Genomic DNA, 26,149 nt, shown 5'->3' with positions numbered 1-26,149 from the left:
TGGACATGAAAAGAATATTTTCAATAGTATACTTAACTGTTGGTCTTACTACTTTAGGTATGGCACAGCAAAAAAAACCGAATATCATCTTAATCCTAGCAGATGACCTAGGATATTCGGATTTAGGAGCATATGGTGCAGAGATAGCAACACCCAATCTCGATCGTTTAGCATCGGAAGGACTTCGGTTACAGGAATTTTATAACAATTCTATCTGTGCACCTACAAGAGCTTCGTTATTGACAGGTCAATACCAACATAAAGCAGGAGTGGGTTATTTTTCTAATGATTTAGGTCTCCCAGCTTATCAAGGCTATATCAATCAAGAGTCTTTGACCATTGCTGAAGTTTTGAAAGAAAACGGATATACGACGATCACTTCAGGAAAGTGGCACGTGTCAGGAAAAGGAACGAGTCTTCCATGGCAGCGTGGATTTGATCTTGTTTTTCCAAAGGATGAAAAGAGTTCGGACTCAGGAGCTCCTACTTTCAGGGATGGTAAAACTGACTCACTCGGATATCCATTGTCGGCTTCCTTTTCTACAAATCTGATTAATCAGCATGCATTGACATTTTTGGATCAGGTCAAAGATGATAAAAAACCATTTTTTCTCTACTTGGCTCATACAGCCCCACATTGGCCTTTAGTGGCATTACCAGAAGATATTGCAAAATATAAAGGAAAATATGATCGGGGATGGGAGGTGATTCGTCAAGAAAGATTTGTCCGTCAAAAACAGCTGGGATTAATTCCTTCTGATACGAAGTTATCGGTACGTGATGAAGATATCTATGATTGGGATCGATTATCGTATGATCAACGTCAATTATGGGCAAAGAAAATGGAGGTCTATGCAGCAATGGTGGATCGGTTAGATCAAAGCATTGGACAATTAATTCAAAAGCTTAAAGATAATGGACAACTGGACAATACGTTGATTGTATTCTTATCGGATAATGGTGCTCCTGCCGAAGATTTGGTAAAATGGCATCATGGTGCTCGAATAAACACAGGAACAGTGGGTACGTTAGGTTCTTATGAGTCACAAAGTAAGAACTGGTCGTATGCTTCCAATACGCCTTACAAAGCTTTTAAGGACTATACCTATGAAGGTGGAATCAATACCGCTTTTATTGCTTGGTTTCCAAATCGGATACAGGCCAATACCATTAAACATGGGGTAGGACATATTATTGATTTGGCTCCTACATTCTACGAGCTTGCGGGTGCAAAATATCCGAAAACATATAAAGGTGTCACTCCAAATCCGTTAAAGGGTAAAAGCCTGTTACCCGTTTTATTTGATGAGAAAAGTCAAATTGAAAGACCTGAGGGATTATTTTGGGAAAGAGCTGGTAATCGTGCTGCTCGTATAGGAAAGTGGAAACTAGTTTCTACATGGCCTTCTTATAAATGGGAACTCTATAATTTGGAAACAGATCCTACAGAAATTAAAGATGTCGCTGGGCAAAATCACGATGTCGTATCACAATTATCACAAGCTTATTTCAGATGGGCGAAAGAAAATGATGTGGTTGATTTTGCTGAACTTGAAGAGCGGGAACCAGCATCCATGAAAGAGTTTAGAAAAAGTAAGTTACAAGAGATTGCAGCCCCTGCAGTCCGATTTTAACAAGTTTATTTACGTATACGTTCGCCTTATTAAGAAGATAAGGTGAACGATTTAGACCCTATAATTTAATAGCAAAATAAGATGAGAATATTTAAAATAATATTTCTGACACTATTTGTAAGTGTAGGAATTGCTGCAAAAGCACAAAATCCATCCAACAATACAGTCGTAAAAACAGAGAAAAAAGATTTTCGGACGAAAGCAGATTTATTTTATCAAAAAATAAACGAACAGCAAGAACCACAAATTTTAGATGCTCGTACTGAGGAAGAGTTTGAACAGGCACATTTACCGAAGGCGATTCAAGTTGATCCTGCTATTGATGGATATGAAAAAGCATTTGATCGACTGATTAAAAATAGTCCTGTATTCATTTATTCTATTCAAACGGGTAGATCGACTAAAATCGCCAATTTATTAAAAGATCAAGGTTTCGAAAATATTTACGTCTTGTCTCCTGGTATTTCAGCATGGATTGGAGCTGGTTATCCAGTTGTGGCATCGGCTAATAATAGGAATAGAATTGTATTGAATGATTTCAAAACAGCATTGAAATCACAGCAATATGTTTTGGTAGACTATGGCTCAAATTATTGCGCTCCATGTAAAAAGGTCATTCCAGTGTTAGATTCACTTAATAGAACCTCGAACAATAAGATTAAAACCATCCAAGTTCAAATAGATGCTAATCCTGAAATTATAAAAGAATTTAAAATAACCACTTTACCAACAATTATCCTTTATAAAGACGGAACTCCGGTTTGGGAAAAAATAGGTATCCCTAGTGTGACAGAAATAATTGAGGCAAGTATTACAAAATAATGGTTAAACATGCATTTTAAATTAACTTTTTCTCAGAGTGGCCAGATTTGATCGTGCGTGTCTAATTTCGTAGCCCGTCGTAATGAAAAGACGATTTTAACAACTGTTCTGATCAGAGTATCATGATGAAGTAGGGGTAAAACTTGTTTTTTCCCTTAAAAAATCTTATCTTTGTGGACATTTACTATCCAATGTGGATGCTCAGATGGTTATGCCATTTTTGTTATCCTACTGATAAGAGCTATGTATTATTTGATTTCCGAAATCACTTTGGCTTGATATTTGAACTCTATTATCCAACTAAAAGAATATATATGATAAAAAAAGAAAGAACAAGAAAATCAAAAATCGAAATGAACCCGTACATGTATTACATGACAAACTGGGGATTTATGGAAACGGAGATTAAAGAAGATCGTCCCGTTGAATTGAAAAAACAAAATGATAAGCTTGAGAAATAATTCTCAAAGCTTTTAAAATCACAAATCAGACACTTGCTTTTCTTACCAGAAAGCATTTTGTGTTTATAGACTTTTCCTCATCTTTTATTGATTATTTAAATATGTTCATGTCTAGTCATTATTGTCCATGTGTCTACATATAAAAGCCGCTATAAAATGAATATATAGCGGCTTTATATTTTATATAGGATCTGCTCTTAATTTTTGGTGCTTAAATATTGAGTCAAATCTTTCGCATTTTTAACCTTTTTATCTAATAGACCTAATTTAATGACTTCAGACATTTCGGTAACATAATTAAACTTCATGTCTTTGATGTAGCTTTCTTTAATTTCTTCTATATCTTTCTGATTCGATTTGCATAAGATGATTTCCTTAATATTCGCCCGTTTAGCCGCCAATATTTTCTCTTTAATACCACCTACAGGAAGTACTTTTCCACGTAATGTAATCTCGCCTGTCATGGCTAAATTTTCTTTGATTTTACGTTGTGTAAATAGAGAAGTTAGTGCAGTTAGCATGGTTACACCAGCTGATGGTCCATCTTTTGGTGTTGCTCCGGCAGGTACGTGAATGTGTACATCCCAATGATCAAATAAACGATAGTCGATACCAAATTCTTCAGCATGTGAACGCAAATAAGCCATTGCTATAGATGCTGATTCTTTCATAACATCTCCTAAATTACCCGTCAAGCTCATTTTTCCTTTACCAGGACTCAAACTTGATTCAATAAATAAGATATCACCTCCAACGGAAGTCCATGCTAATCCAGTTACTACACCAGCTACATCATTATTTTCATAGCTATCTTTATCAAAGATAGGAGCACCCAATATCTCCACCAAATCCTTATCGTTGATGTTGATATTATATTCTTTTTCCATAACAATTCGTGTTGCCACTCCTCTCACCGTAGAGCCAATTTTCTTCTCTAATCCACGTACCCCAGATTCTCTGGTATAGTCTTCAATTATTTTTTCAATAATTTTTGATTTTAGGGTAATGTCTTTTGTTGTGAGACCATGTGCTTCTCGTTGTTTTGGTAGCAAATGTTTTTTAGCAATTTCAATCTTTTCTTCAATCGTATAACCATTTACTTCAATAATCTCCATACGATCCAACAAAGCGGGTTGAATATTATTTAATGAATTTGCTGTTGCAATAAACATTACTTTTGATAAGTCATATTCCATCTCTACATAATGGTCGTAGAAACTGGTATTTTGTTCAGGATCTAAGACTTCCAATAATGCAGATGAAGGATCACCTTTAAAATCAGCACTCATCTTATCAATCTCATCTAGAACGAAAACCGGATTGGCTGCGCCTGCTTTTTTTAGCGATTGGATGATACGTCCTGGCATAGCACCTATATAGGTCTTGCGATGTCCTCTAATTTCAGCTTCATCTCGCACTCCTCCAAGGGCCATTCTGGTGTATTTTCTACCCAACGCTTTGGCAATAGATTTTCCTAAAGATGTTTTACCAACTCCTGGGGGGCCTACTAAACACAAAATTGGTGCTTTCATGTTGTTTTTTAACTTTAATACAGCTAAATACTCAATGATGCGTTGCTTAACTTTATCTAAACCGTAATGATCTTTATCTAAAACTTTTTGTGCTCGATTTAAGTCAAAGTTGTCTTTGGTAAATTCATTCCATGGAAGATCCAACAATAATTCCAAATAATTAATCTGAACGGAATAATCCGCAGCAGCAGGATTGATACGTGCTAATTTTTCGATTTCTTTGTCGAAATGCTTAGCTACCACTTCATCCCATTTTTTCTTTGCTGCTCTTTTTTTCAACTCGACAAGCTCCAGGTCAGGTGTGTTACCACCTAATTCTTCTTGAATCGTTTTTAATTGTTGATTTAAAAAATAATCGCGTTGCTGTTTATCTAAATCTATTCTTACCTTATTTTGAATCTGATTTTTTAATTCTAAAATTTGAATCTCAGAAGTCAATAATTCCAATAATAAGCGTGCTTTTTCTTCTGCATTTAATAATTCCAACAACTGTTGTTTTTGGATCAAATCTACATTGATATTAGAAGAAATGAAATTAATCAAGAAAGTCGGACTTTCGATATTTTTTATAGCAATACCAGCTTCGCTTGGTAAATTGGGTGATAATTGAATAATTTGAAGCGCCATTTCTTTTAAAGTAGCAATAAGCGCTTTAAACTCTTTTGTTACTTTAGGTTTTTCTTCTTTATATGGCGCTACATTCGCTTTTAAATAGGGCTCTGTTTGGATAGCCTCCAATAATTTGAAACGTTGCTTACCCTGCAAAATGACAGTTGTATTGCCATCGGGCATTTGTAGTATTTTAATGATGTGAGCAATGGTACCTACTTGATACAATTCATCAGGGGTAGGATCCTCTAAAGACATATCCTTTTGTGCAACAACTCCAATTGTTTTATCTCCTTGATAAGCCTCTTTGACCAATTTGATGGATTTGTCTCGACCTACAGTAATCGGAATAACAACACCAGGGAATAAAACAGTATTACGTAAAGACAAAATTGATAATGATTCAGGAATTTCCGCATTTCTCATTTCATCTTCATCCTGTTGACTCAATAGAGGAAAGAACTCGGTATCTTCAGAAATGATGGGAATTGCTTGGTTGAAATCAAATGTTTCGAATTTGCTCATATTATTTTGCGGTATATTTATATTTTTCTGTCAGCCTATGACAACATGTCGCTAAACTGATAAAAAGTTATTTTAAAATTGTGAAACTACAGTATTGCAAGTAAGATGCCAACCTAATAATTGAAAATGAATGGGTAAATAATAGAAGTATTTAAGAAAAAAAGGCAGTCAAGCCGTGTGCTTTGTCAGATTATTTCAGATAGTAATTGTGAAAATAGGCATAATAATTGTAATATTGAATCCGCATACAGCGTTGTATAGTAAAATGAAACAACAAGGCTGTTGTTATTCCATGCTAAAAACATGGTTATGAGTTATATAGTGTAAAATGAAACGTAATTTTTTAAATATGAATCTTAAATCGATTAAATTAGGCTTATTAACTGGTGCATTTGCATTTATGGCACTTTCTAGTCATGCACAAACGGCAAAACAAGAAGAACATGCGAATCCAAATGTTCGCTTAGGTCAAAAAGCGCTATTAGATGGAGACTTCAAAAATGCTGCTGTTTACTTAGAAAAAGCATTACCAGCTGAAAGTAAAGATGCAAACGTATTATATATGTTAGGTTATTCGCAATTTCAAAATGGCGAATTCAAGAAATCTGCAGAATCCTTTGGCAAAGTTGTTGCCTTGGACGGTAAAAATGCAAATGGTTATTATTTCAAAGGTAAAGCTAATAATAATTTAGCGACACAAACATCGACTAAATTAAGCAGCTCTGCACGTGAAACTTTGTTAAAATCGGCTATTGAAGATTATTCTAAGGCTATTGCTTTAAATGCAAGTGATGTAAAATTATTTCAAAATAGAGCATTGGCATACCGAGATTATGGTATTTTAGTTGGAACGTCAGGTGTTGCTAATTATAATAAAGTGGCGGCTACAGACGCTTATAATAATGCCGTTAAAGACTATGAAAAAGTTTTAACTTTTGATGCTTCTCGTAAAGACATTCAAACAGAGATCAAAAAAGCTAAAATATATCGCGATAATTTAAAATAGAAATTAAATTCTACCTAATAGAGGGTCTATATTATATAATATAGGCCCTTTTAATTTATTTTAATTTTCCAATTATTTTGTAATGACTATCTCCTAATACAAGAATATCTTGATTCTTTTCAATCTCATAGATAGAATCAACCACATAGATTAGCTTTTCTTTACTAGAATACAAACTATTATCAGTTTTTCTTTCAATGACCACCTCTTTGATATTACCTTTCAAATTATGTTCAACGGATAAATATTGAATAGCTAAATGCTTATCTTTAGCTTTGTATAGCATTTTACAGTCTATTTCTTGAAAGTCATAAAGCGTAGGATCAGCATCTTTCGTTATATCAGCTGAAATGAATCCGCTGAGTTCATTTTTCCAATTTGAAATCTTTAAAGATTTAACTTCTTGTTCTGCATCTTTGATCACTGTTTTTTCAACAGTTGGATTCAATTTGCTTAGTTTCTCAATCTCAGTATTAAAAAATGAATCCAGAGACAATTTAGATTTTGTTGAGCCTTTGTAATTTGAAGGTCGCTCAGATTGACAAGACCAAAATAGTAAAGCACCCCCTAAGAAGAGTGGGAGTGCTTGAAGTATATTTTTATTTTTCATATTAGTCTTGTACCAATATCTCACCATCCATTTCAACTGGAATCTCTATCTGTAATAATTTCAAGATAGTAGGAGCGATATCTCCAAGTTTACCATCTTTAACTGTTTTATAATCTTTATCAATTAAAATACAAGGAACTAAATTTGTCGTATGTGCAGTATTGACAGAACCATCTTCATTTAACATAAATTCTGAATTCCCGTGGTCTGCGATAATAATAAACGAATAGCCATATGGTAGACCTTTCTCAACAACTTGTTTCGTACATTGATCTACTGTTTCAACAGCCTTAACAACAGCATTGAATACTCCAGTATGACCGACCATGTCTGGATTTGCAAAATTCAAACAGATAAAATCTGGTTGAACATCTTCTATATCTTTTATAATCGCATTTGTGATTCCCTGCGCAGACATCTCCGGTTGTAAATCATAGGTTGCCACTTTTGGAGAGGGCACCAATAATCGATGTTCTCCTTCAAATTCCTGTTCGCGACCTCCAGAGAAAAAGAAGGTAACATGTGGGTATTTTTCTGTTTCTGCGATACGTACTTGTGTTTTATGATTGGCTGCTAAAATCTCTCCTAAAGTATTTGTTAAATTGTCTTTATGGAAAATAACTTTGACGTTCTTAAATGTTTCATCGTAAGAAGTCATGGTCACATAATAAAGATCTAAAGGCTTAAGGTCGTATTCTGGAAATGCCTTTTGTGTTAATGCAATTGTAATTTCCCGTCCACGATCTGTTCTGAAATTAAAACAGATGACCACATCTCCATCCTGAATAGTGGTTATTGGCTGATTGTTATCATTGGTCAAAACAATAGGTTTTACAAACTCATCTGTAACTTCTTGTTCATAAGAAGTTTGAATAGACGCTGCTAAATCTTTTGATGCAGTACCCGTTCCATGTACCAATAAGTCATACGCCAATTTTACTCTTTCCCAACGGTTATCACGATCCATAGCATAGTAACGACCGATAGCCGAAGCTAATGTACCTACAGATTGTGGTAAAAAAGCTTGTAAATCTTTAACGTATGTTAATCCTGAATTGGGATCTGTATCACGACCATCAAGAAAAGCATGGATAAATACTTGATCTGACGTTAGTCCAGCATGTTTGGCAGCATCACATAATCCACGTAAATGGCTCGTGTGGGCATGTACACCACCATCTGATAATAAACCAATAAGATGAACCTTCTTGTTCTTTTCTAGAGCATATTTGAAAGCATCTTGAATCGTGATATCCGTATTAAATATACCTGTACGAACAGCTTTATGTATACGTCCTAATTCTTGATAAACAACTCTACCTGCGCCTAAATTCATGTGCCCAACTTCTGAGTTACCCATTTGACCTTCAGGTAGGCCAACAGCTTCTCCTGATGCTTCTAATTTTGAATTGGGGTAATTTGCCAACAGATAATCCAAATAAGGAGTGTTGGCTGCAAATGCTGCATCAGATTGATCTTGTTTCCCATATCCTAATCCGTCAAGGATTAATAGTGCTACTTTTTTTTCCATAATTATATAAGCAAATATAATTTAAAACAACTGATATTTCAAGATTAAATTATTGTAATAAAATGAATTGGTTTTAAATGTTATTTTTATTTAAATTTGGCATTATTTATGTGAAACATCTACCAAATCACAAAAATTAGTCTTAATATCATAAGTTATTAAGCAAATTTATTGGACTATATGAAGTTTAAACCTTTGTGTTAATGAAAAAGATTATATTTTTTATTAGCCTTTCTATATGCATGAGCATACACTTATTTGCTAGTGACGAAAGAAGAGATAACCCTATTTTTAATTTAAATAACTTATCTATCGATTTTTCATCAGATATCAATGATGCCCTTTTATCCCAATTAAAAGTAGGGAATGCTAAAAATATTGCCCGTTATTTTGCTTCTAGTATGACTTTGTCGATCCTGAATGAAGATGGTTTATATTCAAAGTTTCAAGCAGAAATGTTGTTAAATGATTTTTTTTCCAAAAACAAACCAAATTCTGTTAAACTATTGCAGAAAATAACAAATAATAGTAATTACAATTACTATGTGTACAGCCTGTCTAGTAACAAAAGCTTATTTAGAATTTTTGTTAAAGTGAGCTCTGCTAAAAATGCAGAAACAATTGAAGAATTCAGAGTTGAGAAACAAGCTGCTAAATAAAATTTCCAAATTATTTTCTTGAATAAAATTTAAATTTCCATATTCGCTTCGTATTAGTTAGTGAAGAATCATGATGGAAAAAAAAGAATACATTAAAAAATTCGTCAAAGAAGCAATTCTGGAAGACGTAGGGGATGGAGATCATACGACTTTGTCCACTATTCCAAAGGACAAAATTGGGGAAGCTAAATTAATTGTAAAAGAAGATGGCATTTTAGCAGGGGTAGAGATTGCTTTAGAAATTATCAATCAAATAGATCCAACACTTATTTATGAAGTTCTTATTCAAGATGGAGCAGCAGTAAAAGTAGGGGATATTGCCTTATTTTTAAAAGGAAAAATACACAGTATTCTTATTGCAGAACGTTTAGTTTTAAATGTCATGCAACGCATGAGTGGAATTGCTACAACAACGCATCGTTATGTCAAGCTGTTGGAAGGAACCAAAACAAAAGTTCTAGATACAAGAAAAACAACCCCTTTAATTCGATTTTTAGAAAAAGAAGCTGTTCGGATTGGCGGTGGTACTAACCACAGGTTTGGTTTGTATGATATGATCTTAATTAAAGATAATCATGTGGATTATAGCGGTAGCATAACGAAGGCATTGGAAAGTGCAAATGCATATCGAGATACTTTAAATAAGCCAATTCAGATAGAAATTGAGGTTAGAAATTTTGATGAACTGAATGAAGTTATTACCTTTGGGCGGGTCGATCGTATCATGTTGGATAATTTCAGTCCTGAACAAGTAAAGAAAGCAGTTGATATTATTGCAGAAAGATTTGTAACTGAAGCTTCTGGAGGAATTACAGAAGATACTCTTCAGGCATATGCAGCAACAGGGGTAGATTATATTTCGGTAGGTGCGTTGACTCATTCTTTCAAGAGTTTGGACTTAAGTTTAAAAGCCAAATTAATTTAGGACTTAAAAAGAATTAATGATTTCTATTTATTTAGTAAGTGCGGTAATACTAGCTTATTTATTTGGCTCAATTCCTACAGCTGTGTGGTTTGGACAGGCATTTTATGATGTCGACGTAAGGGAGTATGGTAGTGGAAATGCAGGTGCAACGAATACTTTTCGTGTTTTAGGACCTAAAGCAGGTGCTGTGGTCATGTTCGTGGACATTTTTAAAGGTTGGACGTCTACGAATTTAGCTTATTTAATAGAATCTGGACAAAGTACAAGCAATATCCAATTTGTAAACTATCAATTAGCATTGGGTGTGATTGCTGTTTTAGGGCATTTATTTCCCATATTTGCTGGCTTTAGGGGTGGTAAAGGAGTAGCAACCTTATTTGGGATGATTTTGGCTATTCATGCTCCTGCAGCTTTATTATGTGTTTCTGTCTTCATTATAGTTGTATTAACCACTCATTATGTATCACTAAGTTCCATCATGGCTGGTTTTACTTTTCCATTTAGTATAGCTGTTATTTTTAAAACATCAATCCCTTCGGTTTTACTATATGGTATTGCCATCTGCGTCCTCATCTTAATTACACATCAGAAAAATATCGAACGATTATTAAAAGGACATGAATCTAAAGTTTATCTTTTCAAAAGGAAAAAGAAATTTTAGGCATAGGAATTGTATACTTATTATTCGTTAAATAGACTATAACGATCAATATATGAAAAAGGTTTTTAAATATACGAGTATGCTAATGATTGGGGCTACATTAGCATCTTGTTCTACTGTTCCTATTACAGGACGTAAGCAGTTAAGTTTGGTTAGCGATAGCCAAATTCAAGAACAAGCAGCCTCTTCTTATAAAGAGTTTTTAAATTCTTCTAAAACTAAAGTAATTACAGGTACCAGTCAGGCAACTTTAGTAAAAAAGGTAGGCAATAAATTAGCAGTAGCTGTTAATCAATATTTAACACAACAAGGATTAGCTGATCAATTTAATTTCAATTGGGAATTTAATCTTGTTCAAAGTGATGAAATTAATGCTTGGTGTATGCCAGGTGGTAAAGTTGCCGTTTATTCAGGTATTCTTCCAGTTACACAAAATGAGACTGGATTAGCGACTGTAATGGGGCATGAGATTGCACATGCTATTGCAAGACACTCTATGGAGCAAATGTCAAGACAGTATGCAACACAAGCACTAGGAAGTGTGCTTGGAGCTGCGACTTCGGGCAGTAGTTATGCAGGAATCATTAATGGTGCGTATGGTCTCGGAGGACAATTAACGTCTTTAAAATATTCAAGAGGGAATGAGTCTGAAGCTGATCGTATGGGACTCGTGATTATGGCAATGGCTGGTTACAATCCTAGTGAAGCCGTTAAGTTTTGGGAACGTATGTCTAGTGGGGGAGCAAAAGGAACTCCTGAGTTTTTAAGTACCCACCCAAGTGATGCTAGACGTATTTCAGATATTCAAAAATTGCTTCCTGAAGCATTAAAATATTATAAAAAATAAAATTTTATAAAATGAAAGAAAAAGAGGTTTACGAACCTCTTTTTTTGTAGCTTTATAGCTAAGAGTCAATGTGTCATTGGCTTAATTATTGTTCAATTTGTTCCACTAATATATTAAAATAAGAAAAATATGGGAATGACAGATTTAATAACTGGCGGTTTGGGTAATCAAATTGCTGCTGGTTTGGCCAAAAAATTAGGCATTGATGAAAGTAAAGCCACTTGGATTTTAGCGATTGCAGTTCCTTTAATAGCAGGAGCAATCAAATATAACCAAAGTAAAGGCGATAGTAGCCAAGCAAAAGGTTTTGCTGATGCTTTGGACACAAAACATACAGGTGAAATTCTAAATAATGTTGACCAAGTAATTGACCAAGGACCAACAGAAGATGGTAATAAAATTGTTCAACATATTTTTGGTGCTAATACCGATTATGTAGCGCAAGGTTTGTCTCAAAAAAGCGGTTTTAGCAGTGCACAGATTACAGGTGTCCTAGCTACTTTAGCACCTATTGTTATGGGATATTTAGGTAAAGAGAAAGCAAACGCAACAAACACGGGAGCAAGTAATCCTTTAGGAGATCTCCTTGGAGGCTTTTTAGGAGGAAATTCAGGTGCTGCTGTTTCAGGTGGAATTGGTGATTTGATCGGAAATCTTCTTGGAGGAGAAAAGAAAGAGGAGCAACAACAACCTGCAGAAACTTCTGGAGGTTTAACAGACCTAGTTTCTGATTTCTTTGATAAGAATAAAGATGGTAGTGCAATCGATGATATCGTGGGCATGTTTGCTAAAAAATAAGATATAAATAAAACTTTTATTTGCTTAAACTGTTTATTCAGAGTAAGATTAAAATAAGTTTTATGGAAAATATAAATAATTATGACTCTGCTTCTGTCGCTTTGGACAAATTAAAAGATGCTGGTTATATAGTAGATTATAATATCGAATTGGAAACATTAATTTGTAATCCATCTAATTTTAAAATCGATTATATTTATCGTTATGAAGGAGATTCAAATCCAGATGATGAAAATACAGTATATGGCATTAGTGAAAAAAACAGTTCAAATAAAGGTGTTTTTGTCCTTGGTAATTTGTCATTTGTAGAAGGTAAAGTTCGAGATGTAATCTTGAATTTAGAAATAGAGCATAAACAATAAAAGAAAAGAGACCTCAGTCTCTTTTCTTGCTTACTATATTTTCAGGATAAAATGGCTGTGCTCTCTATTTAAAAATTACGCGTTATCAAACTCCCTTTTTCTTCATCTTTAGTCACTTTTATAGCAGTCGGAATTCGTTCTTGCAATTCATCTACATGAGAGATAACACCAACTATACGGTTCTCTTTATGTAGCGTATTTAAAGTCTCAAAAATAAGATGAACGGCGTCAGTATCCTGTGTGCCAAATCCTTCATCTATAAAAAAGAAATTCTTTTCATTTTGATTTAAACTACGTGTACTTTCTGCTAAAGCCAAAGCTAGGCACAAAGATGCTTGGAAAAATTGTCCTCCAGATAATGTTTTGACAGATCGTGATTTACCTCCATTGAGATGATCAATTACTTCAAAGTCATTATCTTGATTGATCATCAATTTGAGATGACCTCTTGTCAATCGTTCGAATCTTTGATTTGCAATCTGACATAAATCTTCGAGATATTGGGTAGATATATAATCGACAAAGCCATTTCCCTTAAATAGGTTTGAAAGGACAGTTAAATTTTTACTTCTGATTGTCAATTCCCCAAATTCGCTTTGCAACTGCATTTTTTCAGCATATCTTTTTTGTGAGACCAAGAGTTGATCTTTCAACGATTGTAATTGACCGATCAATTTTTCTTTTACTTCTTTAGCTTGTTGTAATTCCTGTTTTACAATTGCTATTTGAGAGATATCGACGGTTTCCTGTTTGAGCTTTTCTTCTAATTGTTCCAAAGCTACTTTCAATCCTGTAAATTGCTCTTCAAATTGCCTGATGCGTGCTTCCTCTTTATCTAGGTCAAATTGCTGTTGCAAGATTTGCTGCACAGTGTAAACAGATTCAAAACTATATTCATTCAATAATTCGGCAATTAATTTTTGTTGAGATTCAATTTTTAATTGCATAGTACTTAGCTGCATCTCTAAGGTTTTACTTGTCGTTGAATGTGTTGCTACCGTAATATTTAAATGATTTATTTCATCTGACAACTTCTTGTATTCCTGTTCAATATGTGTTATTGATTGAAGTGATTGTACAATTTTGTTTTCGATATTAGGAATAGGGAATTGCTTGAAATCTGATAGATTTAGCCGTTTGATCAATAGCTGATGACTAGCGGCACTGCCTTCGAACGCCGATTTTGATAGGGCAATGTTGTTTAATCCTTTGTTGTATTTTTCTTTTTTTATCTTTAGTTCTTCGAGTTCATTTAGGAATAATGTTAAAGCTGTTTCTGCGGTTGTACAGTTCTGTTCTACTGCTGCCGCTTGTAGTCTCCACTGATCAAATGCTTCGCGGTCATGAGGCTGAAATGTGCTCCATGTAAATTGTTTGAGGTGATGATCTAAGTCCACAGAAACAGTCTTCAACTTTATTGCATTTACATCCACATCTTTTTGTAAGTTAGATAAGTTTGTTGCTAGTTGAATAAGTCGCTGTCTCTGTTGCTGTATTTCAAGTATTGTCGCAAGTGCCCTCGTTTTTTCGGATTTCACGGTATTTAATCGTATAGAAACGTCTTCAGTCTGCATGATATGAGGATGATGCTCTGAACCACATAATGGGCATGCTTCACCATCTGTCAACGCATGAGAATAGCTGGCCAACTGTTGTTGTACCTGCACTTTGTTTTCTTCCTCCTGCAGTTTTTCCAATCGATCGGCCGTAGTAGTTTCCAATTGCTCAAGTTTTTCTTTCCAGGTTGTCGGATCCAGATTCTCTTGTTCAAATAAAAGTCGAATAGCTTGAAGATCTTTTTGTTTAGCGACTAAATCAATCTGTAATTCTTCCTGGCTCTTGACATATAATTCTTGCTTCGTGTACCAATCATTAATGGAAATCAGTAGGCTACTTGAAATGCGGCTTTCTTTTAACTTTGTGATTTCTTGTTGTTTTTCCTGAATAAAGGTTTGTTGTTTTAAAATTTCTTTCTCGACATCTTGAAGAGCAAGCTGTCCATTAGCTAATCGTTCATTGTCCCTGTTGATATCAAGTTGCAATTGCAAGAAATGGACAATATTTTTTAGATCTTCTACTTCGATTTTTTTATTATCAAGCTGATTGAAGTTGTCTTCAACCTGTTTGAATTTATGATTTGCTGCTAATAAGGCATTATTGACTGTATCCAGCTGTTGTTGTGCACGACCTATATCTTCTTGCAACTGTATCTCTGCTTTATGATCTTTTGCTAAATTATCAAGTGAATTCTTAAAAATACGTTCGACTTTTTGGAATAATTGAATCTTACTTTTTAGTGCTTCAATATCAACTTGCGTTGCGCTTAGCTTAGCAAAAGTCTCTTTCTTTGCCACAATCTCTTGGTAGAGCTGCTGTACTTCTAACAACTTCTGATAGTGCTGATCCAATTGTACATGCTGCTTCGTTACCTCGCTGAGATTACTTTCTTCTTTCTCCAATTGCGTGAGCAATCCTGCAATACTTTCCTCCGTATAATCTTCCAATGTTTGAACTGCCCCTGAAATATTTTGAAGTTTCAGCTCAGTTTCTTTATTGAGTATAGCAACTTTATAGAAGAGGTCATAATGATCCAGATTGAAGAGCTCTTTCATCATACTGGAACGATCTGAACCTTTCAGCTCAAGAAACTCTTTAAACTGTCCCTGTGGTACAATGACTGTACGATTAAAGTTTTTGTATGAGATACCTAGAATTACTTCAGCATCAGTACTTTCTAATGGCACTTTTTCATTATTTTCAAAAATATAAGCTTTCCGGATAGGAGTTGTCACTTTTTCAAATTGCTTACCATTTCTCTTCCATGATACTTCAAATGCATATTTTTTGTTTTCCTTACCAATAAAATGAAATTCAATCCGCAATTGATTGGAATTCAGATTCATCATATTGTAAGCTCTATTGTTGTTATTGAGACGATTTGTATTTCCAAATAAAACAAAGGTAATGGCTTCAAGTATAGAAGATTTTCCTGAACCTACTTTCCCAAAAATGCCGAATAAGCCTGCAGCAGTTAAGCTTGTGAAATCAATTTCCTGTTTGGCTTGATAGGAATACAATCCTTCAATTGATAGATATAATGGCAACATATCCTAATTCTCCTGCTCTTTTTGAATACCTAAAACTTCATTAAATAAAGCTAACAACTCTTCTGATGGTAATTGATCGTTGTTTCTATAGCGATAGTAATCTGAAAAGTTCTCGTTTATACTTTTACTTCTCCGAGAGACATGGACTTCTTGATTCAAAGCTATATTACTTTTTACTTCTGGTATGAGATAGATAATTCCCTGATGACTGTCTTCGATTTGTTTCTTTTCTGCTTGTGTTAAAGAGATTTCTGATACAAGTGTCAGTTCAACTAAACAATCTTGATTGGCTGTTAACCAATCAATGGTATCTGCCAACGATTCAAATCTTTTGCGGACTAAATCTTTGCCGGATTGAATATCAATAGGGGTATAGTTGACTTCTTTATTAGGTTCTAGTTCTACGATGACTACTTTCTTACCTTGTCCAGCTTCCGAAAATGAATAACAAAGTGGACTGCTGGAATAAACAACAGGGGAAATGTGTCCACCTATTTCTTGATAACGATGTAAATGCCCCAGTGCAGTATACTGAATTTGAGGGGGAATACAATCTGTAAATACAGTATCTGCAAAACCAATACGTAATGGTTTTTCTCCTTCAGGTTCTTCCAATACAGCACCACCTCTCTTATTCATATAAAGATGTGCCACTAACACATTAGCACCTTGGTTATCGCAATATTGCTCTGCCAAAGATTGCCATTTATGTGCTAGTACTTCATTTAGCCCTTCTTGTTCATCTTCACCTAAATACTCTTTAAGACGATGTTCATTAGCGAATGCTGTCACGATCAATCGCAATGGAAAATCGATATGTGGAAATTTGATTTCTAAAAAACCGATGTCACCTTTGCTGATTTCAAAACCATTTTCTATTTGATAGGGTACAAACTGCATATTAGGTTTACCTGCGAAGATAATACCACAATCTCTGGCCAAACTATCGGGTGCATCTACACGATCAGGGGAATCGTGATTACCTGCAATAGCAATGACGGGTCTTGTACCATTTTTTGTTAATCGCTTTAAGGTTTTATAGAGTAATTCAATCGCTTCGACAGGAGGATTGAAAGTGTCAAATAAATCACCTGCAATAAGGATAACGTCTACTTTTTGGTCATCCGCAATTTCAACAATCTCTTCCAGTACTTTTTTTTGTTCTTCAAATCTGGAAAAATAGTCCAGTCGTTTACCCAAATGCCAATCAGCTGTATGTAGTATTTTTAGTGACATATCTTTGTGAAAGTTTAAAATTACCTCGAATTTTTTATAAAAAAGAAGTTAATTTGGATTAATAACTATTTTGCTGATTCAGAATAAAATGTATTTTTGTTTCTTATGCATATTATAAAACATTCTAATAATCGTACTTCTTGGCTTTTGAATATCATTTTAATCACGATATTTAGCCTATTCAGCCACTTTTGTCAAGCACAATTGAAAGCCATAAAAGGTGAAACTTCCTATCCCTTTTTATTAAATTTACCAGATAATGAGAAGACAGATAAACAACCTATTGTGGTATTTTTACATGGTAGAAGCCTTTCGGGAACAAATTTGGATCGTGTAAAGAGATATGGTGTATTATATGCGATGGATAAAGGACAAGAAGTACCAGGGATCATCATTGCACCACAATCGAAAGGTGGGTGGGATCCTGATAAAGTTATGGAGATTGTGGATTATGTGATTAAAAATTACAATGCTGATCCCGATCGAGTATATGTTTGCGGCATGAGCATGGGTGGATATGGAACTATGGATGTTGCTGGTAAATATCCTGATCGGATAGCTGCTGCTGTTGCAATATGTGGTGGTGGAAATGTAAAATATGCCGATAATCTGGCTCAAGTTCCATTATGGCTACAACATGGAAACCGTGATCGCGCTGTCCCTATGTCAGAATCTAAGAAAATAGTTAAAGCGATAAAAAAATCTGATCCTGAGGCAGATGTAACCTTGACCATTATACCTGGAGGCACTCATGGAAGTGTAGAACGTCTCTTTCATCATGATGATATTTATAATTGGCTTTTCAAACATAATAGAAAAGGATCTTAAACAAATTAGATCCTTTTTTTATTTCCCATTTTTACAAATATTACAGAACAAACGATTTCTTTTAATTTATATTCAGTATAAACTGAATTTTAATGTGAAAACTAATTTTATTATTTTTTCAATTGCAAAGTCTTAAAAATAATAAAATACTAAATCTAGTTGTTAAAATTTGTTAAAATTTCACTTTTCACAATTGTTTAAATAATTGTTGTGAATACTAAAATTACAACAAGCTTACTATTCGTATATTAAGTTTTTGTTAAGTGTAATCTTTGTTAAATACTCTTATTACTTTTGTGCCATAACATACTAACAAAATTTTTCTTTATGAAAAAACCTTTACTCTTTTTTGCACTTGTTTTAGCAAGTTATGGTACTATTCACGCTCAGGTAACCACGAGTAGTGTAACGGGTATTGTGAAAGAATCTTCGGGCCAGATTACATCTGGAGCTACCATTAAGGCAACGCATGAACCATCTGGTACTGTGTATTCAGGTTCTGCAAACGCAGCAGGACGTTTCAATTTAGCCAATATGCGTGTGGGTGGACCTTACAAAGTTGAGGTTACATTTGTAGGACAACAACCGATCGTTTACAATGATGTTTACTTGCAATTGGGACAACCATTCATTCTTAATCCTGTCTTCGGAGAATCTTCAACAAGCTTAGATGAGGTTGTTGTAACAGGAAGAGCGATTAAAAGTGAAAAGAATGGAACGGCTACAGTTGTAGGTCGTCAACAAATTGATAATCTCCCTTCTATTTCTAGAAGTATCAATGATTTAACAAGATTGTCACCACAAGCGAATGGTACTGCAATTGGAGGAGGTAATTACCGATCCAATAATTTTACAGTGGACGGCGCTAATTTTAATAATCAATTTGGTATTGGTCAAAATATGCCAGCAAATGGATCTCCAATTTCAATTGATGCTATTGAACAAGTTGTGGTCAATGTGACTCCATTTGATGTTCGTCAATCTGGTTTTACTGGTGCAGCAGTTAATGCTGTAACACGTTCAGGTAGAAATCAATTTTTTGGATCTGCATTTTATACAGGACGTTCAGATCAACAACAAGGTACTCGTGTTAAAGATAAACAAGTTCCTTTCAATGATATGCATGAAAAGCAATATGGTGTTAGTTTAGGGGGACCAATTATTAAGGATAAATTATTCTTCTTTGTCAATTTAGAACAAAATAAAACCACTGAACCAGGGCCAACTAAAATTGCTGATGATGAAAATAATAGAATGTATGGTCAAGGAAATACAAATATTGCAAGACCTACATCTCAATTTATGAACGAGGTTCATGATTATTTAATCTCTAAATATGGTTATGATCCAGGTGCTTATCAAGGGTACTCAAACAAAAGCAATAATGATAAACTATTTGCCAAAATAGATTGGAATATTTCTAATAATCACAAAATTAACTTTAGATATAACCAAGTTAAAGGAAAATCACCTGCTACTATTAGTAACTCTTTTACAGGTTCAGGTGTATCTAACTTAAGTCGTACAGGAACAAATGCATTAAGCTTTAGTAATTCAAACTATTTTCAAGAAACCAATTTATATTCAGGTGTAGTAGAATACACGGGTAAATGGGGAAATACTAATAATACGGTTCGTGTTGCTTATGTCAATCAAAATGAACCTCGTTCTTCAGCTGGAGCAGATTTTCCATTAGTGGATGTTAAAGAAGGTGATAATATTATTACGACTTTTGGTTACGAACCTTTTACTTATGGAAATCTTCGAGATGTAGAAACACTTACTGCATATTGGGATGGTAATTATGCTTTAGGTAAACATGATTTTACTTACGGAGTGCAATATGAAACAAGTAAAACGAAAAATGGTTTCCAACGTTTTGGTGCAGGATATTATCTTTTCAATTCTTGGGATGATTTTGTAAATGGAAATAAACCTGCAAACTACGCTTTAACCTATCCTTTGACAGCAGATGGTTCTCAAGCCTTTCCTTCTTTCCGATTTGATCAATTCTCGTTCTTTGCACAAGATCAGTATACTGTAAACAGTAAATTGAAATTAACAGGAGGTATTCGTTTGGAGTTACCTACCTATCCGGATGTTTCCGAAATGAAAACTCATCCGCTAGTGGCAGATCTAACTTTTGCTAATGGTTTGAAATTGAATACAGGTGCGATGCCGAAATCAAGATTAATGGTTTCTCCTCGTATTGGTTTTAATTACGATGCACTAGGAGATCGTTCATTGATCGTTCGAGGAGGTACTGGTATATTTACAGGTCGTATTCCATTTGTTTGGATTGTTGCTCAATCAGGAGATGCGGGTATGCTTCAAGCAACTAAGATTTTCCAAGCATCGGAAATGCCAAACTTCTCTCCAGATATCAAAGCCAATTATCCTTCAACAATTCCTGAAGCTGGAACAATTATTCCTTCTAATATCTCAGCGATGGATAAAGATCTTAAATTTCCATCTGCTTGGAAATCAAGTTTAGCGGTTGATTATACATTACCTTGGGGAATCCAAGCAACTGTTGAAGCGATCTATAATAAAGATATCAACGCTGTTGTTGCAAAAAATGTAAATTTAGTTGATCCAACTCGTTTAAATATTGCTGGATATAATGACAATAGATATATTTATCCATCAGCAACAGCTGACAAATATATCAATAAATTAACAAGTGCAGGTCAGGTTACACCTGGCGCAACAGGTCGCTTTGATCCAACGTATATGACCAATGCAAACGGAGGTCACTATTATTCCGTTACTTTCCAATTGCAAAAGAACAATTGGAATGGTTTTAATGGATCAATCGCCTACACGCATTCTGGAGCTAAAAACTTTGGTGATGGAGCAGGGGATCAAATTGCTAACCTTTGGTCAATTCCTCCAACAAATACAGGAAATCCAAATGACCCTTCATTAGGCTTTACAACCAATGTTGTTCCTAATCGTTTAGTAGGCATGCTATCTTATAAAAATAATTGGATTGGTAAATTGAATACTGCAATGACGCTATTTTACTCTGGTTCGTCAACTGGAAGAATGAGCTATGTTTATGGTGGTGATTTTAATAGAGATAATAATAGCAACAACAATGATTTAATTTACGTTCCTAAGGATGCATCTGAAATCAATTTCGTTAACATTCCTGCTTCTCAAGCAGGTGCTGGTAAAAATTATGCAGAAGCTTATACTGCCGAACAACAATCTAAAATGTTTTTTGACATGATTGATGGTGATGACTATTTGAAATCACGTAAAGGAAAGTATGCTGAGCGTAATGGTGGTACTATGCCTTGGAGAAATCAATTTGATTTCCGCTTATCACAAGAAATCGTTAAGAATATTGGTGGTGGAAAAAATGGTTTAGAATTCTATTGGGATGTATTTAATATCGGGAATTTGTTTAACTCTTCTTGGGGAATTTACAAATCTTCAAATACCTTGTTGTTAAGACCTCAAAATACGAGTGCACTAACACCTGATGGTACTGTTAAACCGAATTTCCAAATAGGTTACAATAATGGTGATGCAATAAAATCAACAACATATGTTAATGAATCAATAACATCAACATATTATATGCAATTTGGAGTGAAGTTCACTTTCAATTAATACATCAGGATTTTATAAAAGAAAAGGGGCTTTACATTGTAAAGCCCCTTTTCTTTTATACGTATTCTTAATCAGTTCCATCTTCTCTATGTACTTGTTGTAAAGTAGTATAGTACATTACTATTCATGTGTGTAGAACATGTTTATTACATTAATATCAAAAAAAAAGCTTAGTGATTCTTTTAAATCACTAAGCTTTTTTTTGATAGACTAAAGGTCAGCTTATTAAGCTTTTATTTCCTTTGATTTACGAAAGATAAAATACAAACCAACTAAAATAAAGGGTATGCTTAATAGCTGTCCCATATTGAGTGCCATACCTTGTTCAAAATCTTCTTGATCAATTTTGAAGTTTTCAAGATATAGTCGAGCGGAGAATAGTAAAACAAAGAAAATACCCATTAGGGCACCCGGTTTTTGTATTTTCTTGCTTCTAAATAAGTAAACAATAATGAAAAAGATAATGATATAAGCAATAGCCTCATATAGCTGCCCTGGATGACGCGGTACTTGATCGATCTGTTCAAATATGACTGCCCAAGGTTTATCCGTTTTAGGGCCAATCATCTCGGAATTAAAAAAGTTACCAATACGAATAAGAGCACCAGCAATCGGTACGACAACAACAAGACGATCTGCTAGCCATAGAAAATCTGTTTTGGTTTTACGACAGAATAAATATAAAGCTGCTAATATACCTATAGCTCCTCCATGACTTGCCAGTCCCGCAAATCCAGTCATTTGAAATTGACTATTGACAAATCTGAATGGTAACACTATCTCCAATAAGTGGTCTTTATAATAATCAAATTCATAGAAAAGACAATGTCCTAATCTGGCACCTATTAAAGTGCCTAAAAATATATAAATGCTTAATTTGTCCAACAATTCTTGACTCTTATTTTCATTTTTAAATATTTTAAGCATAATTATATACGATACTCCAAATGCTGCTAACCAACATAATGAATAATAACGAAGACCGAATGTGCCTATTTTAAATATTTCATGATCTAAATTCCAGTGAATGACGCTGAATAAACTCTCCATATTATCTAATTAATTTTTACAGCTGTAAATATAATGTTTAAAATCATTTTCAAACTATGATTTTGAAAGGAACCCGTGTAAAAGGGGTCAGATTTTGCTATCTATGCTTTCTTCGAAATAAAATCTGCTTTTGCTTTTGTCTTTATTATAATTTTTCATAATTTGACGACGATAATTAAATAATGAGCATGGCAGATAAGAAGAAGAAAGCAGATAAGCATATTTCTATCGTAACAAAGGATTCCATTTCTTTTTTTGAAAAATATATTAATAATCCTTCACCTACAGGATTCGAATGGGAGGGACAACGACTTTGGTTAGATTATTTAAAACCGTATGTTGACGAAACATTTACAGATAATTATGGTACAGCTGTAGGTGTGATCAATCCCAAAGCTGATTACAAAGTAGTCATTGAGGCACATGCAGATGAGATTTCTTGGTTTGTCAACTATATTAGTAAAGATGGGTTGATCTCTGTTATTCGTAATGGTGGTTCCGATCATCAGATAGCACCGTCAAAGAAGGTGAATATCCACACAGATAAAGGGTTTGTAAAAGCTGTTTTTGGATGGCCTGCTATACACACTCGATCTGGAGAAAAAGAAGAATCACCTACTTTGAAGAATATTTTCTTGGATTGTGGATGTATTTCTAAAGAGGAAGTAGAAGCGTTAGGTGTTCATGTTGGCTGTGTCATTACTTATGAAGATGAATTCAGTATTTTAAATAATCGCTATTATGTAGGTCGCGCAATGGACAATCGCGCTGGTGGTTTCATGATTGCAGAGGTGGCTCGATTATTAAAGGAAAATAAAAAAGATTTGCCTTTTGGATTATATATTGTAAATTCGGTTCAGGAAGAAATTGGTCTTCGTGGCGCGGAAATGATTGCTGATCGTATCAAGCCTAATGTGGCGATAGTAACGGATGTGACGCATGATACACAAACGCCAATGATCAATAAAGTCACGCAAGGAGATCTGGCATCAGGAGCTGGCCCAGTATTGTCATATGCGCCAGCCGTTCAGATTAATCTGAATAAGCTGTTGGTGAAAGTCGCAGAAAAAAATGCGATTCCATTTCAACGTCAGGCATCGTCACGTTCTACTGGAACAGATACAGATGCTTTTGCGTATAGTAATGGGGGTGTGCCTTCTGCGTTGATTTCTCTTCCTTTACGTTATATGCATACAACAGTAGAAATGGTACATAAAGAGGATGTTGATAATGTTATCCGTTTGATTTATGAGACATTGTTGAATATTAAGGCAGGACAAGATTTTAGAACTTTTACCAACTAGAATAAAAACATATATTAAATACTTATAATAAATTTTATGGAAAATAATCAAAATCAAAACGAATTGAGTATCGAGTTGACAGAAGAAGTAGCAGAAGGAATCTACTCAAATCTAGCGATCATTACACACTCAAACACAGAATTTGTGATTGATTTCGTACGTGTAATGCCAGGTGTGCCGAAAGCTAAAGTGAAATCTAGAATCGTTTTGACACCTGAACATGCTAAACGTTTGTTAGGTGCATTGCAAGATAATGTGACTCGCTTTGATGCTATCGCTGCTGCTGGTAATCAGGTTTCTGATGCTACAGTTATCGGTGGTGATCCAACTGTAGCTTTCCCTTTTGGTGGAACAACTGGTCAAGCGTAAATATTATTGCTTTTAAAGCGATAAAGAAACCGTAAGGAAAGAGCTAGGACATCATTGTTCTAGCTCTTTTTGCTTAAAAGTCTTTTAGGCGTGAATTTTGTTTTAACTAGGTAACTAAAAAATTTTACTTTATGGATATTCAGGTTAGGAACTTGACGAAGAAGGATTATGTTGATTTGAGAAGATCAATGACAGAAGCTTATCAAGGTACAGGGGGAGAGGTATGGACACGAGAAAATATCGTTGACTTAATCGATCTATTTCCTGAAGGACAATTGTGTGTAGAGATCGATGGCCACGTAGTGGCTTGTGCATTGTCGATTATTTTAAACTCAAAAAAGAATAATATCTACGACAGTTATTACGAGATCATTGACAACGGTAAATTTTCTAAACATAATGATGACGGTGACACCTTATATGGTATAGAAGTTTTTGTACACCCTGACCATCGTGCGCTTCGTTTAGGTAGACGTCTGTATGATTCAAGAAAAGAATTATGTGAACAGATGAACTTGAAGTCTATAGTGGCAGGTGGAAGAATCCCAAATTATCATAACTATTCGGATAAAATGAGTCCTAGGACTTATATTGAAAAGGTAAAACGTAAAGAAATTTATGACCCAACCTTAACTTTTCAACTGTCGAATGATTTTCACGTAAAAAAAATACTGAAGCATTACTTGCCTGAAGATTCCGAATCGATGGAATTTGCGACGTTATTGGAATGGAATAATATTTATTACGAGTCGGAGACCCGATCTATTTCGACAACAAAACAAACGATCCGTTTGGGGCTAGTGCAATGGCAGATGCGCTTGTTTGATAATATCGAAGCTTTCTATGACCAGATTGAATTCTTTGTTGATACGGTGAGTGATTATGGAACAGATTTTATTATGTTCCCCGAGTTTTTCAATTCACCTTTAATGAGCCCATACAATGAGCTTCCTGAACGGTTGGCGATGGAAAAACTAGCGGAGAAAACCGCGGAGATTATCGATAAGATTCAGCAATTGGCTGTTTCTTATAATGTCAATATTATTGCTGGATCAATGCCGATTATGGAGCATAAAAAATTGTATAATATATCTTATTTATGTCATAGAAACGGGAAATTAGATTCGTTTAAAAAAATACATATTACACCTAATGAATCTAAATATTACGGTATGATCGGTGGAAGTGAGGTTAAAGTATTTGATACCGATTGTGGCAAGGTTGGTTTATTGATCTGTTATGATGTTGAATTTCCAGAGTTGAGTCGAATATTAGCAGATCAAGGTATGCAAATTCTATTTGTACCGTTTATGACGGATACACAAAATGGCTACATTCGAGTGAGAACTTGTGCGCAAGCACGTGCCATTGAAAATGAATGTTATGTGGCCATTGCAGGTTCAGTTGGCAATTTACCTCGGGTAAATAATATGGATATTCAATATTCGCAGTCTGCTGTTTTTACACCCTCAGATTTTGCCTTTCCAAACAACGCAATTAAAGCGGAAGCGACACCAAATACTGAAATGGTGTTAATTGCAGATGTGGATTTGTATGCACTTCGAGATTTGCATGAGTATGGGACTGTGAAAGTAATGAAAGATCGTAGAAAGGATCTGTATGAGGTAAAATTGTTAAAATAGGATGAGTAT

General features: G+C 34.6%; 21 protein-coding genes. 15 read left to right on the top strand and 6 right to left on the bottom strand.

The annotated features are described in order from the left end of the window. Positions 1–5 precede the first annotated feature (5 nt). From LZQ00_RS07295 to LZQ00_RS07285, 3 genes are all read left to right on the top strand, one after another. Positions 6–1,634: an arylsulfatase gene (locus LZQ00_RS07295; RefSeq protein WP_234514031.1), complete on the top strand. Its 1,629-nt coding sequence runs from the start codon at positions 6–8 to the stop codon at positions 1,632–1,634. 81 nt (positions 1,635–1,715) lie between these two features. Further along, positions 1,716–2,456: a thioredoxin domain-containing protein gene (locus LZQ00_RS07290; protein WP_234514022.1), complete on the top strand. Its 741-nt coding sequence runs from the start codon at positions 1,716–1,718 to the stop codon at positions 2,454–2,456. Between the two features lie 314 nt (positions 2,457–2,770). Continuing rightward, a complete protein-coding gene (locus tag LZQ00_RS07285) occupies positions 2,771–2,917 on the top strand; it encodes a hypothetical protein (RefSeq protein WP_234514012.1) in 147 nt (48 codons plus the stop codon). A 197-nt stretch (positions 2,918–3,114) separates the two neighbouring features. Here LZQ00_RS07285 and lon read toward each other — a convergent pair whose 3' ends face one another. Next, positions 3,115–5,583, bottom strand: coding sequence for an endopeptidase La (lon, locus tag LZQ00_RS07280; protein ID WP_234514010.1), 2,469 nt, complete (start codon positions 5,581–5,583; stop codon positions 3,115–3,117). A 328-nt stretch (positions 5,584–5,911) separates the two neighbouring features. On the opposite strand from lon, the gene LZQ00_RS07275 reads away from it, so the two are divergent. Continuing rightward, positions 5,912–6,589 (top strand): tetratricopeptide repeat protein, encoded by a 678-nt coding sequence (locus LZQ00_RS07275; protein WP_234514008.1) that lies wholly within the window; start codon positions 5,912–5,914, stop codon positions 6,587–6,589. A gap of 55 nt (positions 6,590–6,644) precedes the next feature. Here the strand turns inward: LZQ00_RS07275 and LZQ00_RS07270 are convergent, their stop codons facing one another. Both LZQ00_RS07270 and gpmI read right to left on the bottom strand, forming a co-directional pair. Next, positions 6,645–7,199, bottom strand: coding sequence for a hypothetical protein (locus tag LZQ00_RS07270; protein ID WP_234514007.1), 555 nt, complete (start codon positions 7,197–7,199; stop codon positions 6,645–6,647). 1 nt (position 7,200) lies between these two features. Continuing rightward, on the bottom strand, positions 7,201–8,733 hold the full coding sequence (gene gpmI / locus LZQ00_RS07265; RefSeq protein ID WP_234514797.1) for a 2,3-bisphosphoglycerate-independent phosphoglycerate mutase: 1,533 nt from the start codon (positions 8,731–8,733) through the stop codon (positions 7,201–7,203). Between the two features lie 200 nt (positions 8,734–8,933). Here gpmI and LZQ00_RS07260 point away from each other — a divergent pair, with 200 nt between their 5' ends. The 6 genes from LZQ00_RS07260 (at position 8,934) to LZQ00_RS07235 (ending at position 12,982) form a co-directional block, all read left to right on the top strand. After that, positions 8,934–9,389, top strand: coding sequence for a DUF4783 domain-containing protein (locus tag LZQ00_RS07260; RefSeq protein ID WP_234514006.1), 456 nt, complete (start codon positions 8,934–8,936; stop codon positions 9,387–9,389). A 70-nt stretch (positions 9,390–9,459) separates the two neighbouring features. Further along, on the top strand, positions 9,460–10,314 hold the full coding sequence (gene nadC, locus LZQ00_RS07255; RefSeq protein ID WP_234514005.1) for a carboxylating nicotinate-nucleotide diphosphorylase: 855 nt from the start codon (positions 9,460–9,462) through the stop codon (positions 10,312–10,314). A gap of 16 nt (positions 10,315–10,330) precedes the next feature. Beyond that, positions 10,331–10,975, top strand: a complete 645-nt coding sequence (gene plsY, locus LZQ00_RS07250; RefSeq protein WP_234514004.1) for a glycerol-3-phosphate 1-O-acyltransferase PlsY — start codon at positions 10,331–10,333, stop codon at positions 10,973–10,975. Positions 10,976–11,027: 52 nt separating this feature from the next. Further along, the gene (locus LZQ00_RS07245) at positions 11,028–11,822 is read left to right on the top strand and encodes a M48 family metallopeptidase (RefSeq protein WP_234514003.1); all 795 of its coding nucleotides are present in this window, start codon (positions 11,028–11,030) and stop codon (positions 11,820–11,822) included. A 135-nt stretch (positions 11,823–11,957) separates the two neighbouring features. Continuing rightward, positions 11,958–12,620 carry a DUF937 domain-containing protein gene (locus tag LZQ00_RS07240; RefSeq protein ID WP_234514001.1) on the top strand — a complete coding sequence of 221 codons (663 nt, stop codon included), beginning with the start codon at positions 11,958–11,960 and terminating at the stop codon, positions 12,618–12,620. A gap of 62 nt (positions 12,621–12,682) precedes the next feature. Beyond that, positions 12,683–12,982, top strand: a complete 300-nt coding sequence (locus tag LZQ00_RS07235) for a hypothetical protein (protein WP_234513999.1) — start codon at positions 12,683–12,685, stop codon at positions 12,980–12,982. Between the two features lie 68 nt (positions 12,983–13,050). Here LZQ00_RS07235 and LZQ00_RS07230 read toward each other — a convergent pair whose 3' ends face one another. Together LZQ00_RS07230 and LZQ00_RS07225 are read right to left on the bottom strand one after the other, a co-directional pair. Then, entirely contained in the window at positions 13,051–16,089 is a 3,039-nt protein-coding gene (locus tag LZQ00_RS07230) for an AAA family ATPase (RefSeq protein ID WP_234513997.1), read from the bottom strand. Between the two features lie 3 nt (positions 16,090–16,092). Next, complete coding sequence (locus tag LZQ00_RS07225; RefSeq protein ID WP_234513995.1) at positions 16,093–17,325, bottom strand: exonuclease SbcCD subunit D; 1,233 nt, start codon at positions 17,323–17,325, stop codon at positions 16,093–16,095. 105 nt (positions 17,326–17,430) lie between these two features. Between LZQ00_RS07225 and LZQ00_RS07220 the strand changes: the two genes are divergently transcribed. After that, entirely contained in the window at positions 17,431–18,153 is a 723-nt protein-coding gene (locus tag LZQ00_RS07220) for a prolyl oligopeptidase family serine peptidase (RefSeq protein ID WP_234513993.1), read from the top strand. 327 nt (positions 18,154–18,480) lie between these two features. Further along, the gene (locus LZQ00_RS07215) at positions 18,481–21,774 is read left to right on the top strand and encodes a carboxypeptidase regulatory-like domain-containing protein (RefSeq protein WP_234513991.1); all 3,294 of its coding nucleotides are present in this window, start codon (positions 18,481–18,483) and stop codon (positions 21,772–21,774) included. Positions 21,775–21,999: 225 nt separating this feature from the next. On the opposite strand, the gene lgt is transcribed toward LZQ00_RS07215, so the two are convergent. Continuing rightward, a complete protein-coding gene (gene lgt, locus LZQ00_RS07210) occupies positions 22,000–22,824 on the bottom strand; it encodes a prolipoprotein diacylglyceryl transferase (protein ID WP_234513989.1) in 825 nt (274 codons plus the stop codon). A 188-nt stretch (positions 22,825–23,012) separates the two neighbouring features. Here lgt and LZQ00_RS07205 point away from each other — a divergent pair, with 188 nt between their 5' ends. The 3 genes from LZQ00_RS07205 to LZQ00_RS07195 all read left to right on the top strand — a co-directional run bounded on the left by LZQ00_RS07205 (position 23,013) and on the right by LZQ00_RS07195 (position 26,140). Next, on the top strand, positions 23,013–24,128 hold the full coding sequence (locus LZQ00_RS07205) for a M42 family metallopeptidase (protein WP_234513987.1): 1,116 nt from the start codon (positions 23,013–23,015) through the stop codon (positions 24,126–24,128). A 36-nt stretch (positions 24,129–24,164) separates the two neighbouring features. After that, complete coding sequence (locus LZQ00_RS07200; protein ID WP_234513985.1) at positions 24,165–24,497, top strand: DUF3467 domain-containing protein; 333 nt, start codon at positions 24,165–24,167, stop codon at positions 24,495–24,497. A 131-nt stretch (positions 24,498–24,628) separates the two neighbouring features. Beyond that, on the top strand, positions 24,629–26,140 hold the full coding sequence (locus LZQ00_RS07195) for a carbon-nitrogen hydrolase family protein (protein WP_234513983.1): 1,512 nt from the start codon (positions 24,629–24,631) through the stop codon (positions 26,138–26,140). Positions 26,141–26,149: the final 9 nt, after the last annotated feature.

Source organism: Sphingobacterium sp. SRCM116780 (genome assembly GCF_021442025.1).
Taxonomy (GTDB): domain Bacteria; phylum Bacteroidota; class Bacteroidia; order Sphingobacteriales; family Sphingobacteriaceae; genus Sphingobacterium.
Note: the sequence above shows the minus strand (reverse complement) of the source record. Positions and strands in the feature narration are given on the sequence as shown.